Here is a 13,746-nt window from a genome sequence, read left to right as displayed (position 1 = left end):
TAAGGGCGTGAAAGTGATAAGAAAATTGAAGTGGTATATATGTACAGCTTTACTAGGTGCAGCAATATGGAGTGTATATACAAATGGAATTCCAAAGTATGTAGAGAAGTTTACATTCTCAAATATACAAAGAGGAAAAGAAACGGAGTTTTGTAATAACGATGAAAAAGTCATCTTATCAAATGTTCCATTAATTCAGCAGTTACCAGAATTGGATAGAGGCTGTGAAGTGACAAGTTTAGCGATGATGTTACAATATGCTGGTGTTTCAGTGGATAAGATGACATTAGCAAATGAAATAAAAAAAGTTGATTTTATAGACGATGGTGTGCGCGGGAATCCGAATGAAGGATTTGTAGGTAATATTTATACATTTTCTGAATCAGGATATGGTGTATATCATGGGCCACTTTTTCAGTTAGCGGAAAAATATTTACCTAATAAAGCTGTAGACTTAACTGGGAAGAATATAGAAGAGATTTATAAGAGTGTAAAAGCAGGACAACCGGTAGTCATGATCACAAATGCAACATTTGCACCATTAGATGAAGATGAATTTACTACATGGAAAACAAATAGTGGAGATGTTTCTATTACGTATAATGAACATTGTATTGTACTTATTGGGTATGATCAGGAATCTGTATATATTCGAGATCCACTTGAGGATAGCTTAGATGTAAAAGTGCCGAGAGAAATCTTTGAACAGGCATGGGTGCAAATGGGGAGTCAGGCAATTAGTTATGTAAAGAACTCCAAATAAATTAGGAGGAAGAGTTTTAGTAAGATGACTATAAGGCGAAGGATAGAGATTGAAGATTATAAGAGAAATTTTTTAGAGTAGAAGCTGTTGAGAAATAAGAGAACTTTAGTATATATAATGCTAAAGTTCTCTTATTTTTATGATTAAAATCCTTATTAAGGAGTGAATATGTAAAAATGCATAATTGACGAAAAATTTACATGTTATCATTATATATTGTTTTATACATGTTAATTGTATAAAATGACACAAGTATCCACATTACATAAAGGAGGCTTATTATGCAAAAAATATTTAACGGGGTTAAATGTATGAGTATCAATAAAAAATTAATCATTTCATTTTTTATTATTTTAACTATACCAGGAATTATTATCGGTGGTGTTTCATATCAAACTGCCAAAACAAATTTTGAACATCAAATGACAGCTAAAGCAAAGGAGAATATTTCGATTTTAAATACTGTTATTTCTCAAAATATAGAAGAGAAATTTGTTGATGCGACGTACTTTGCAGACATCTTAACAGAGGATACATATCCAAATGGACAGGAAGAAATAGTAAGAACGAAGTTAGCACAATATATAAAGCTTCATCCAGAAGTAGAAGGTATTTATATTGGAACGCAGACGGGAAAGTTTATAAGAGAACCATTTATCCAAATGGCTGATGGGTATAATCCAACAGATAGATCTTGGTATAAAGAAGCACATGAAAATAAAGGGAAAGTAATTGTTACTGCACCATATCAATCAGCATCTACAAAAAATATGGTAGTGACCATTGCGAAAGAAGTAAAAGATGGTAAAGGTGTTATAGGAATTAATTTAAACTTAGATAACATCTTAAAAATTTCCAAAATGATTAACATTGGTGAAAAAGGTTATGCAGTTATTTTAGATCAAAATAAGCAAATTGTTAGTCATCCATCTAGAAAACCAGGTGCGAAAGTTACTGATCCTTGGGTTAAACCAATTTATGAAGATAAACAAGGAAATGTGTCTTATACAGAACAAGATGATAAAAAGAATTTAATCTTTGCAACAAATGAAAAAACAGGCTGGAAAGTAGTTGGAGTTATGTTCGATGAAGAAATTAACCAAGCTGCCAGTCCAGTGTTTTATAAGACTTTAATTGTTATTGCTATCGCTATTGCATTTGGTAGTGTATTAATTTATTTCATTACAAGGTCTATTACAGGGCCATTACGAAAAATAGCTGAATCAGCATATAAAATTAGTAAGGGAGATTTAACAGAGAAAATTACAATCCATTCTAAGGATGACATAGGGAAATTAGGGACTTCATTTAATGAAATGTCTACGTCTTTACAAGATGTTATTACCCAAATTAGCTTTTCAGCAGAACATGTCGCGGCATCGGCTGAGGAGTTAACAGCGAGCGTACAGCAAGCAAATGATGCGACAGATCAAATTACAATTGCAATGGAACAAGTATCAGGTGGGGCTGAATCACAAAGTCAAGGTGTTGAAGAAGGTGCGGCTACATTACAACAAGTAAATACAGCAATTCAAGATGTAACCGGAAGCGCAGAGTCAATTTCTATTTCCTCATTACATGCGAGAGAAAGAGCTGAAGAGGGAGAAGATTTAGTTGAACAAACTGCAAAACAAATGCAGTCTATTTCTAGGTCGGTATCCGAGTCAGATGCTATTATTAAACTTCTTGATGAGAAATCAAAGCAAGTAGGAGCTATTTCTGAAGCAATTCAAAACATAGCTACTCAAACGAACTTATTAGCTTTAAATGCGGCTATTGAAGCAGCAAGAGCAGGTGAACAGGGTCGAGGATTTGCTATTGTAGCAGATGAGGTTAGAAAATTAGCAGAGCAATCAGGAGAGTCATCTGGAGAGATTGCAAATTTAATTGCAGAAATTAAGGAGGATATTGAACATACTGTTAAGGCAATGGATAATGTGAATGGAGAAGTTCAACAAGGGCTTGATGTTGTAACAAAAACGAAAGTAAGTTTTACGGAAATTTTAAGTTCTACTACACATATTGTTTCTCAAGTTAATCAAATGGTAGAAACAACGAAGAGAATTGCTGGAGATGCAAATGAAGTGACAAATGCTATTGATGAAATTGCAGCGGCTGCAGAAGAAAATACAGCTAGTATGCAAAGTGTTGCAGCTTCAACAGAAGAACAGGTTAATTCAATGGAGGAAATTAGTTCAGCTTCGCAAAACTTAGCTGGGATGGCCGAAGAACTACAAGCGATGACTAGTAAATTTAAAGTATAATAACAGCAGATAAGTAAGGTGAAAATAATATCACCTTACTTATTTTTCTATTCAGCAATTAGGGGAGTCATTAACGGGATGAAAAAAAGAAAAAGACTATGGAATTTGTGGAAAACGATTACATTGTTAGTTTGTACAGTTGTAATTTTTTCTTTACTTGTGACAGATATATTAATTAGTCATAATGTAGAACGGGCGACGGAGGATAGCCAAGCAGAGAAAGCAAAAACAATTGCACACATTGTGGCGAATGATTCAATTGTAATCAATGGCTTGGTTGGGAAAGCGGATACTCCTGCAATCCAAACGTATACAAATAGGATATTAAAAAACACAGGTGTTCAATTTATTGTAGTTATGGACATGGATGGAATAAGAAAATCTCATCCAGATCCTCAAAAAATAGATCATCATTTCATTGGTGGGGATGAAGGGCCTGCATTGAAAGGAAAAGAACATGTATCGTTAGCAGAAGGAACTTTAGGTATTTCCATGCGAGTATTTGTACCAATATTTTCTGAAACAGGTGAACAACTTGGAGCAGTGGCTGTTGGTATTTCAGCAGATAATGTAAAAGAGAGAGTTAAGGAAAGTAGACATATCATTTATATTGGTGTCGGAGTTGGGGTATTAGTCGGAATTATAGGAGCAATATTACTAGCTAGACATATAAAGAAAAGTTTATTCGGTCTTGAGCCGCACAGGATAGCAAAAATTCTTGAAGAAAGAAATACGATGCTACAATCTGTAAAGGAAGGTATTATTGCTGTAGATAAAGAGGCTAGAGTAACGTTAATTAATAATGAAGCGAAACGTCTATTTAAAAAAAGCGGACTTGAAGAAGATTTTATCGGTAAAGATGTTGAGTTGTATATGCCAAATTCACGTATAAAAGAAGTATTGAAAACGGGAGAAGTACAATTAAACGAAGAACAAAATATTTACGGAATTACGATTGTGACGAATCGAGTTCCTTTATATGTAAAAGGAGAAATAGTTGGTGCAATTGCAACATTTCGTGATAAAACAGAGATTAGAAAACTAGCAGAGGAACTAACTGGTATTAGACTATATGCAGAAGCATTACGGGCACAATCTCATGAGTTTATGAATAAGATGCATGTCGTATTAGGGCTTACACATATGAAACAGTATGAAGAATTACAGAAGTATATAAGCGGCATGGTATCAGAGCATCAATATGAAATTGGTGGAGTTATGAAAAGAATAAAAAGTCCAGTATTTGCTGGTTTTTTACTAGGTAAGCTCAGCTATGCTAGAGAGAAAAATATAAAATTAATTATAAGTGAAGATTCTTATATGCCGGAAATAGATGATGAAAGTATTACTCATGAACTTATTACGATTGTCGGAAATTTAATTGATAATGCATTAGAGGCAGTTACGAATTGTGAAAACAAGCAAGTTGAAGTTAAGATACAACATGGGGATATACTAACTATTACAGTACAAGATACGGGAAAAGGTATACAAGAAAAAGAAATAGAGGAATTATTTACGAAAGGTTATTCCACAAAGGGAGATAACCGCGGTTATGGTTTGTATCTTGTAAAAGAAAGTATACAGCGAATAAATGGGGAAATTCATATGCATTCATTAGTAGGAAAGGGAACAACGATAACGATTGAAATACCTAAAGGTAGGGATGAGAGGCAAATATGATTAAAGTTTTAATTGTAGAAGATGACCCGATGGTAGCAATGTTAAATACGCATTATTTAGAGCAAGTAGGAGGGTTTGAACTTGTTCAAGCAGTTAACTCAGTAAAGTCGGCGATAGAAATATTAGAGAAATCACGAGTAGATTTAGTATTACTTGATATTTTTATGCCTGAAGAGACTGGGTTTGAGCTTTTAATGTATATCCGGAACCAAGAAAAAGAAATCGATATTATAATGATTTCAGCTGTACATGATATGGGAAGTATTAAAAAAGCATTACAATATGGTGTAGTAGATTATTTAATTAAACCATTCACATTTGAACGATTTAAAGAGGCATTAACTATATATCGAGAAAAACTTACTTTCATGAAAGAACAACAAAAAATTAGTCAATCGGAATTAGATTCGTTAATTTTACAAAAAGAAAAAAGAGAGCCTACTGTCACTAAAGAGCTTCCGAAAGGTTTAACGAAGCAAACGTTGCAATTAATTTGGCAGAAGATCGAGTCTCTGAATGGAAGAGTATTTACAACAGATGAAATGGCACAATTAGTTGGAATTTCAAGAGTTTCTATTCGAAAATATGTAATGTTTCTGACTGACATTGGGGTGTTAGAAAACGAAATGATGTACCAACATGTGGGAAGACCTGTAAGTAAATTAAGATGTGTTGATCAAAAGAAAATAGAGTTTTACGTATAAGCGACTTAATATAAGTCGCTTATACTTTTTTTAATTACAAAATCAATTACAAAACTTACAAAAACTATTTTTACTATTGAAAGCGTTTTAATATTGTTATTAAGAAAACGAGGGGGTGCCATATGGGAATTCAAAAGAATGTGGAAGCGGTATCATTTTCTGAAGGAAATGAAGTACAAAGAGAATCTTTCGCTTCTAAAATTATGAATGTAAAAATCGGTGTTATACCTTTACCGTTATATGTAGTATTGGCTGCTATTATTTATGGGGCATCTGTATATAATAAATTGCCAGCAGATATGATTGGTGGATTTGCAGTTATTATGATCATGGGGATTTTCTTAGGCGATATTGGGATGAGAATTCCAATTTTAAAAAATATCGGCGGTCCAGCAATACTTTCGTTATTTATTCCATCATTACTTGTATTTTTTAACTGGATGAATCCAGCTTCAATGGAAGCTGCGACTATGTTAATGAAAAAATCGAACTTTTTATATTTATATATTTCTTGTTTAGTAGTCGGAAGTATTTTAGGAATGAACCGTAAAGTGTTAGTACAAGGTTTCGTTCGCATGTTTATTCCTTTAGTAGTAGGGACGTTAGCTTCTGTAGCAGTAGGATTATTGGTCGGTTCATTATTTGGATTTGAAATGAAGCAGACATTCTTCTTTATCATCGTACCAATTGTGAGTGGCGGTATCGGGGAAGGGATTTTACCATTGTCGCTAGCTTATAGTGATATTTTAAATGAATCATCAGCAACGTTTGTATCACAGCTTATTCCAGCAGCTATTATTGGAAATATGTTCGCAATTGTAAGTGCAGGGTATATGAAGCGTTTAGGTGAAAAGAAACCGGAGCTTAGTGGTAACGGTGTATTAGTGAAAACAGACAATCAAGCAGAATTATTAAAAGAACAAAATACAGAGAAACCAATTGACTTCTCATTAATGGGAGCAGGTTTATTAATTGCGTGTACGTTCTTCATCTTCGGAGGATTTGCTTCTAAGTTCATCGGTATTCCTGGGGCAATTATTATGATTTTCTCAGCGGCACTTGTGAAATACTTTAAATTAATGCCAGCAAAAATGGAGCAAGGAGCATTCCATTTATATAAATTTATTTCGAAGAATTTAACTTGGCCTTTAATGGTTGGATTAGGATTGCTGTATATTCCGTTAAAAGACGTAGCAGCAGTTCTTTCAGTAGGATATGTTGTTGTGTGCGCATCGGTTGTTCTTACAATGGTAGCATCAGGTTTTCTTGTAGGGAAAGTGATGAAGATGTATCCAGTTGAATCGGCGATTGTAACTGGATGTCATAGCGGTTTAGGCGGAACTGGAGATGTTGCTATTTTATCGGCTTCAAATCGTATGGAATTAATGCCGTTCGCGCAAATTTCGACTCGTTTAGGCGGGGCGGCAATGGTTGTAACGGCGACAATATTATTAAAGATGTTTTCATGATCAAACAAGCTAGCTATATTCATATAGCTAGCTTGTCAAATTAAGGGGAGATTATAAGTATGTTAGCAAATCAAATTAATGAAAGATCATTGTTATTGCATAAAGAATTAGTAGGGAAAATTGAAATTACAAGTAAAGTTGAGGTAAATTCAGCGTATGATTTAAGCCTGACGTATACACCAGGTGTAGCGGAGTCTTGTAAAGCAATTGCGGCAGATGAAGAAACAGTGTATGACTATACAGCACGTGGCAATATGGTGGCAGTTGTTTCAGATGGAACAGCGGTACTCGGCTTAGGAAACATTGGACCAAAAGCGGCTATGCCTGTTATGGAAGGAAAAAGTATTTTGTTTAAGAAATTTGCGAATGTAGATGCTTTCCCATTATGTTTAGGCACAACGGATGTAGATGAAATCGTTACCCTTGTAAAAAATTTAGAGCCTACATTTGCAGGGATTAATTTAGAAGATATTGCAGCACCGCGTTGTTTTGAAATTGAAAAACGATTAAAAGAAGAAACGAATATTCCTGTATTTCATGATGATCAACATGGAACAGCTATTGTCGTTTTAGCAGCTGTTATTAATGCATTAAAAGTTGTTAGCAAACAAATGGATAATGTGAAAATCGTTATTAACGGTGCGGGCTCGGCAGGAATTGCAATTGGAAAATTATTATTAAAGGCTGGTGCAAAGCACATTACGTTAGTTAGCCTAGAAGGTATTGTTTGTGAAGGTGAAACATGGATGAACGAAGCGCAAATTGAAGTTTCAAAAAAGACAAATCGTGAACATGTGCGTGGAACGTTAAAAGAAGCGATTCACCAAGCTGATATTTTTATTGGCGTATCTGCTCCTAACGTATTAACGAAAGAACTTGTGCAGACGATGAATGAGAAAGCAATCGTGTTTGCAATGGCGAATCCAATTCCAGAAATCTTCCCTGAGGATGCATTAGAGGCTGGGGCAGCTGTAGTAGGAACTGGGCGCTCGGATTATGCGAATCAAGTAAATAATGTATTGGCGTTTCCCGGAATATTCCGCGGTGCGTTAGATGTGCGCGCAACTGATATTACAGAAGAGATGAAATTAGCGGCAGCATATGGGATCGCTAACATCATTACTGACGAAGAACGTAATGCGAATTATGTAATCCCAAATCCATTAGATAAAAGAGTTGTTCCAAGTGTTGCAGAAGCAGTAGCGAAAGCAGCTATTGATTCAGGCGTGGCGCAAATTACGAAAATACCAAGTTATTAATAGCTAAAAGCAGTGCCTAAAAGGCACTGCTTTTTTGAGATAAGAAATCAAAATAATGAAGAAGTGTAGAATTATTTATATTTCTTCACTATTTATTTAATTCCATTGCAACTTGTTTACCATTCACTAAAACCTCAGTTACTGCTACGATCACTTCTATCATTTTTTTCATCTCTCATCTCTCCTCGTTTCATTTCTTACTTTAAGTATAAGAGAAGAGAGATAATTCAACTATCGAAGTACATGACGTAGAAATTACATTGTTGTAAGAAAGTGGTTTATTTTTGTCACTTTACTCAGCAGTGATTACAAACTGATCATAATATTTTTCATTCACATATATATTTAATAACCATAATCCAGATGAAGGTAGTGACATAGTGAGAGGGAGTTCGTTTGTAGTAGAATCGATTGTATTTGAAGTAGTCCAAGTTTGTTTGGAAGTTTCTTTTTGAAAGAGTACTTGTGTCGGAGTTACAGATCCTTGTTTTAGCGCAATAATAGACAATTTTCCAGTTGGTATTTCAGAATCTAGAAAGTACCACATTATTTCATTTTGTTCATTTGCGATAATAGGATTATCAGCCATTGCGATTTTTCCTTCGACGCCTTTTAAAGGTATTTTTCCGTCTATGAATGAGGGGGCTTCTTCCCAATTTACATCTTTTAAAACACTAAGGTGAAAGAAGGAAGGTGCGTTCACTTGGGTGGATGACGTTGCGACAGCTTCAGTTTTAGATGCTTTTGAATCAGATTGTGCTTGTGTGCATCCAGTGATGAGAAAGGAGAGAAGTAGCATAGTTCCGATTTTTTTCATGGTGCCACACTCCTAGTTTTTATTGTTAGTGTAATTGTATTTGCTAGAAGGCGGGACAATTCCTTTAAAGTATAAAAAGAGGTCGTAAGTTTTGTACGACCTCTTTTGACATTTTTTATCCCGTAAAAGCCCGATTGGTGTAGGTTAATAATTAGTGGGAGATAGCCCCAACTAATTAAAGTTTCACATTATACTTGTTCAGTTGTATAGGGTGGTTCGGTTTCTTTTTGAGGCATCGTCAAAAAAATAACGGACAGAACGATACATACGCCGCCTAATAATTGATATGTTCCAAAAGATTCATTTAGCCAAGTGATTGAAACGATGGCAGCTACAAGGGGTTCAATGCTAGATAAAATGCTTGTTTCTGTTGCTGCTAAATATTTAAGACTACCGATATATAGAAGGAAAGAAAGGGTACCACTAATAATGATAAGAATAAGCATAGAAAAGGTTTTTAGTGTAAGAGTTTGTGAAAATTGATTCCACCCGAATGAACGATTATAAATAAGTAGTACAATTCCTCCGATTAACATCCCCCAACCAATTACTACAGTTGTCCCGCATTCTTTAATGAGAGAAGCCGGATGAAGGGTATAAAATGCAAATCCGATTGCTGTTAATAGTCCAAAAATAATAGCTTCTTTGGATAAAACAATATTTTCAATTGAGCCATTTGTAATAATAAAGTATGTTCCTATTAGCGCGGCTATAATTGCGAATAGTTGCATGGGAGCAGGGAATTTTCTTTGTTCAAATGCAACATACATGGTAATAAGAACAGGACCTAGAAATTGAAATAGCGTTGCTGTGACTGCATTACTAATATGAACCGTTTCGATAAAGGCGTATTGCGCACCAAGCATGCCGAGAATAGAGAAAATAATAAGTTGTATAGAATATCTAGGGTGTTTCCAAATTTGAAATATGTTTTGTTTCTTTATAAGTAAGAAAGACAAAATAAATATTCCTGCAAGCAACAATCGAATTGTTAAAAAATCAATTGAGGATACATTAGTATGCTGAAATAGCCACTGAATCATTGGACCAGATAATCCCCATAATGTAGCCCCTGTAATAATCATAATGAGTCCGATACGTTTAACATTGTTCATTATCATGTTTCTCCTCTCCAGTATTTGATTTTTTATGTGTGACATGATAAAAGGAATTATATATAACTTCTGGTACTGTAAAAAGTATCAGATTTTAGTTTTATTAAGGGGTCAGATATTATGTTAGAATTAACGCCTAATTTAAATATGAATAGTAAAAAGGCATTATATGTGCAATTGTATGAGTATATAAAAAAAGAAATTAAAGATGGATCGATTGTCCCTTTTACGAAATTACCAGCTAAGCGAAAGTTAGCGATACATTTACAAGTAAGTAAAAATACAGTAGAGGCAGCGTACGAACAATTACTTGCAGAAGGTTATATTGAGCCGATATCGAGAAAAGGTTATTTTGTATGCAAGATTGAGCAAATGGTTCATGTAGAGGATAGCGGAGAGAGAATAGAAGAAGTACCGTTTCAGGAGAAGAGTTATAAATTTGACTTTACACAAACAGGAATTGATACAAATGCTTTTCCATTCAATATGTATCGGAAAATTGTAAATGAAGTATGGCAGCCGCATAATAACGAACTTCTCTTTCTAGGACACCCTCAAGGGGAAGCGAGCTTAAGAGAAGAGATTACGAATTATTTGTATGAATCTAGAGGTGTGCGTTGTTCAGCTAGTCAAATTGTATTAGGAGCGGGAACACAAATATTAGTGAAACTATTGTTTCAATTGTTAAAGGGAAGCAATTATGCAGTTGAAAACCCAGGGTATCATAGGAAGATGGTTGTTTTTGAACAGGGAGAAGCAAGAGTCCAAATGTTATCTTTAGATAGAGATGGAATTTGTATTGCAGATTTAGAAAATAGCAATGCGAATGTTGTATTTGTTACACCTTCCCATCAGTTTCCAAATGGAATGATTATGCCTATTACGAGAAGGATGCAGCTTTTACAATGGGCAAAGAAAGAAGAGGGCAGGTATATTATTGAAGATGATTATGATAGTGAATTTCGCTATTCTGGAAAGCCTATACCGGCGCTGCAAGGATTAGATACAGAGGGGAAAGTTATTTATATGGGGACGCTATCTAAAGCATTATTGCCATCGCTACGGATGAGCTATATGGTGTTGCCGAAGAAATTAATTAAAAAGTATCAACAGCAATATTTATTTTATACACAAAGTGTTTCAAGAATGGACCAAGAAGTGATTAGAAGATTTTTAAATGAAGGCTATTGGGAAAAACATATTCATAAAATGCGTGTCGTCTACCGAAAGAAGAGAGATCGACTTGTTTTTGAAATAGAGAAGTATTTCTCTAATCGTGTTGAAGTGATAGGAGAAGATTCGGGATTACACATTTTATTAAAAGTGCATAATGGAATGCGGGAAGAAGAATTAATTCAAGAAGCTGCGAAATATAGTATCAAAATATATCCTGTGTCTACGTACTATAAAGATGGTACGGCGCCTGAGAATGTAGTTTTGCTTGGGTTTGCGATATCATCAGAGGAAGAAATTGCGAAAGCGATTCAATTATTACACAAGGCATGGTTTACAAGAAAGTAAAAAACATCCTCCAAACATGAGGATGTTTTTTATTATTTATTTTCATCTAAGAATAAGACCATATGCTCTTCGTCCCAATATTGTCCGTTATATTTTAATGAACGTTCTTGTACACCGAATGTTTTAAAACCTAATGACTCATAAAGTTTTTTTGCTCCATCGTTGCCAACAACAACATCAAGCATAACTTGTTCTACTTCTAAAGATTTAGCAAGTTCAAGACATTCTTTAATAAGTGCTTTTCCTGCTCCAAGTCCGCGTGCTTTTGGAGAAACATATACAGAACCGATTTTAGCTTTATGTTCTTGTTTTACATATGGTTTCGTTTCCAGTGTTGCAACCCCGATTAATTTCCCATCTTTAAATGCACCTAGCGTATAGTTTTCATCTTGTGCTAATTTTTGTGCTTTATATTCAATCGCACACTCTTTATTAATAATATCTTCATAAGAAGAGCTGAATGCTTCAGGGTTTTGCTTTAATCCTTCTACGCGAAGTTCTAAGTAAATTTCTGCTTCGTCTTTTGTTAATACATGGATATCCAATTATATCACCCTCCAAATCTTTGACAAATGTATCTTTATTTTATATTGAAATAAGAATAATTTCAAAAGCTTAGCTTATATAAGCTGTTTTTATGAACAAAATAACACCAGTAGTGTTTACTACTACTGGTGTTTTCACACGCATATTATTCAAAAGGTATATCTATTATAAAGTTTGTTCCCGCTCCTAATTGGCTTGTTACTAGAATAGAACCGTTATGCAATTCTACAATTTCTTTTGCAACAGCTAGCCCGATACCTTTTCCGCCTGTAGCTCGTGTTCTGGATTTATCAACACGATAAAAACGGTCAAAAATATGCGGGATATCTTGTTCAGGAATACCTTCACCTTCATCTTGTACACTTATTGTAAAAGAATCTGTTTCCATGAGTACACGTATCGTAATGGATGTGTTTTCTGGCGAATGTTGATAAGCGTTGTGTAATAAATTTAACATAACTTGTTCCATACGTCTTTCGTCTATGCAAACTTCTAAATCATCTTTGCAATATACATGAAGTTGCATTTGCTTATTTGTTAATGTTGTTTTTGTTTTTTCTACCATTCGTTCTAAAAATGGCTGAAGAAGCACTTTTTGTTTTTTTATAACAAATTGGTGTTGTTCTAATTGTACAAGCATAAATAAATCTTGGACGAGATCGGTTACACTATCCGTTTCATCCTCAATGATTTGTAAGTATTCTTCTCGCTCCTCTTTTGTTAAAGAGTCTCTCTTTGCTACCTTCGCATAACCTTTCATATAGGTCAATGGAGTTAATAGTTCATGAGCGACACTAGCGAGAAATTCATTGCGCTCTTTTTTCATATACGTAAGTTCACTCGATAAATCTTCAATTGTTTTTGCTAAACTTCCGAGTTCATCATTTCGCTTAATACCTAATTGAATTGGCTTGTTTAATTTTGACATTTTTTCTGTCGCTCTCTTCATTTTTACAAGTGGTTCTGTAATAACGCGTGAAAAAACAAAGACAGAAATTGTTGTTAAAATAATTGTTAAAACGCTAATGATAAGAAATTGGTTCATGAGTTTAAGTAACATATTTTCTAGGAAAGATGTTTTTAATAACATATATAGCTTTCCTTGAAACTTTGTTGTGTTAAGTGGGCTTACTGTTGTGATGAACTTTGATTTTTTCCAGTTCCTTTCAACGACCAACCCGCCGTCTGGGACAGTTTCTGTTTTACAAGTAAGTTGTTTTTGCATATCTTTTGTTACGGGTTCTGAGGTGGAAATAATTTTGCCGTTATGGTCAGTAATAATGATAGCTATATCGGAGTTAGAAATTGATTCCGATTCAACTAAGTGTGCAGCCTCATTCGTAATATCGAACTCAGGGTACACAGGACGTTTAGGATTTTTATTATGTTCAGCGTGTTTCATTTCTTTATAATATTCATCCCGTCTCTCGCGGCTTTTAATTTTTTTACTATAGCGATTACCTTTCTCTAAAAGAGCATCTGTTTCCTCTTCAATACGTATTTTTGAAAGGCTTTTATAAAAAGATACGAAAGCAATTGTTTCAATACATAAAGCTAATATTAAAAAGTATGTCCCAATTTTAAGGGAAAGTTTACTCATTTTTT

11 protein-coding genes and 1 pseudogene are annotated in these 13,746 nt (G+C 34.4%); 8 read left to right on the top strand and 4 right to left on the bottom strand.

Annotated elements, in window-relative coordinates:
* Nucleotides 1-7 precede the first annotated feature (7 nt).
* The 7 genes and pseudogenes from F3I02_RS29470 (at nucleotide 8) to F3I02_RS29445 (ending at nucleotide 8,142) form a co-directional block, all read left to right on the top strand.
* On the top strand, nucleotides 8-763 hold the full coding sequence (locus F3I02_RS29470; protein ID WP_003299938.1) for a C39 family peptidase: 756 nt from the start codon (nucleotides 8-10) through the stop codon (nucleotides 761-763).
* A gap of 281 nt (nucleotides 764-1,044) precedes the next feature.
* Nucleotides 1,045-2,088, top strand: a pseudogene (locus F3I02_RS35205) (HAMP domain-containing protein); the annotation flags it as partial.
* The gene (locus F3I02_RS35200; RefSeq protein ID WP_483862137.1) at nucleotides 2,080-3,027 is read left to right on the top strand and encodes a methyl-accepting chemotaxis protein; all 948 of its coding nucleotides are present in this window, start codon (nucleotides 2,080-2,082) and stop codon (nucleotides 3,025-3,027) included. The pseudogene F3I02_RS35205 and the gene F3I02_RS35200, both read left to right, overlap by 9 nt.
* Before the next feature lie 78 nt (nucleotides 3,028-3,105).
* Nucleotides 3,106-4,710, top strand: coding sequence for a sensor histidine kinase (locus F3I02_RS29460; protein WP_196478680.1), 1,605 nt, complete (start codon nucleotides 3,106-3,108; stop codon nucleotides 4,708-4,710).
* A complete protein-coding gene (locus F3I02_RS29455; RefSeq protein WP_000598666.1) occupies nucleotides 4,707-5,414 on the top strand; it encodes a response regulator in 708 nt (235 codons plus the stop codon). The genes F3I02_RS29460 and F3I02_RS29455 overlap by 4 nt, the downstream gene beginning before the upstream one ends.
* 122 nt (nucleotides 5,415-5,536) lie before the next feature.
* Nucleotides 5,537-6,883, top strand: coding sequence for a 2-hydroxycarboxylate transporter family protein (locus F3I02_RS29450; protein WP_000512725.1), 1,347 nt, complete (start codon nucleotides 5,537-5,539; stop codon nucleotides 6,881-6,883).
* A 59-nt stretch (nucleotides 6,884-6,942) separates the two neighbouring features.
* Entirely contained in the window at nucleotides 6,943-8,142 is a 1,200-nt protein-coding gene (locus tag F3I02_RS29445; protein ID WP_163050608.1) for an NAD(P)-dependent malic enzyme, read from the top strand.
* 292 nt (nucleotides 8,143-8,434) lie between these two features.
* Here the strand turns inward: F3I02_RS29445 and F3I02_RS29440 are convergent, their stop codons facing one another.
* Both F3I02_RS29440 and F3I02_RS29435 read right to left on the bottom strand, forming a co-directional pair.
* On the bottom strand, nucleotides 8,435-8,959 hold the full coding sequence (locus tag F3I02_RS29440) for a DUF4871 domain-containing protein (RefSeq protein WP_000719689.1): 525 nt from the start codon (nucleotides 8,957-8,959) through the stop codon (nucleotides 8,435-8,437).
* Nucleotides 8,960-9,147: 188 nt separating this feature from the next.
* Nucleotides 9,148-10,074: a DMT family transporter gene (locus tag F3I02_RS29435; RefSeq protein ID WP_001067022.1), complete on the bottom strand. Its 927-nt coding sequence runs from the start codon at nucleotides 10,072-10,074 to the stop codon at nucleotides 9,148-9,150.
* 120 nt (nucleotides 10,075-10,194) lie between these two features.
* On the opposite strand from F3I02_RS29435, the gene pdxR reads away from it, so the two are divergent.
* Nucleotides 10,195-11,595, top strand: coding sequence for a MocR-like pyridoxine biosynthesis transcription factor PdxR (pdxR, locus tag F3I02_RS29430; protein ID WP_061883765.1), 1,401 nt, complete (start codon nucleotides 10,195-10,197; stop codon nucleotides 11,593-11,595).
* A 32-nt stretch (nucleotides 11,596-11,627) separates the two neighbouring features.
* Here the strand turns inward: pdxR and F3I02_RS29425 are convergent, their stop codons facing one another.
* Both F3I02_RS29425 and F3I02_RS29420 read right to left on the bottom strand, forming a co-directional pair.
* Entirely contained in the window at nucleotides 11,628-12,140 is a 513-nt protein-coding gene (locus F3I02_RS29425; protein ID WP_000351212.1) for a GNAT family N-acetyltransferase, read from the bottom strand.
* Nucleotides 12,141-12,286: 146 nt separating this feature from the next.
* Nucleotides 12,287-13,741, bottom strand: coding sequence for a HAMP domain-containing sensor histidine kinase (locus tag F3I02_RS29420; protein WP_000041021.1), 1,455 nt, complete (start codon nucleotides 13,739-13,741; stop codon nucleotides 12,287-12,289).
* Between the last annotated feature and the right edge of the window lie 5 nt (nucleotides 13,742-13,746).

Origin of the sequence: Bacillus sp. SRB3LM (genome assembly GCF_015712745.1) — a bacterium.
Taxonomy (GTDB): domain Bacteria; phylum Bacillota; class Bacilli; order Bacillales; family Bacillaceae_G; genus Bacillus_A; species Bacillus_A thuringiensis_K.
This window is presented reverse-complemented; position numbering and strand designations above follow the sequence as displayed.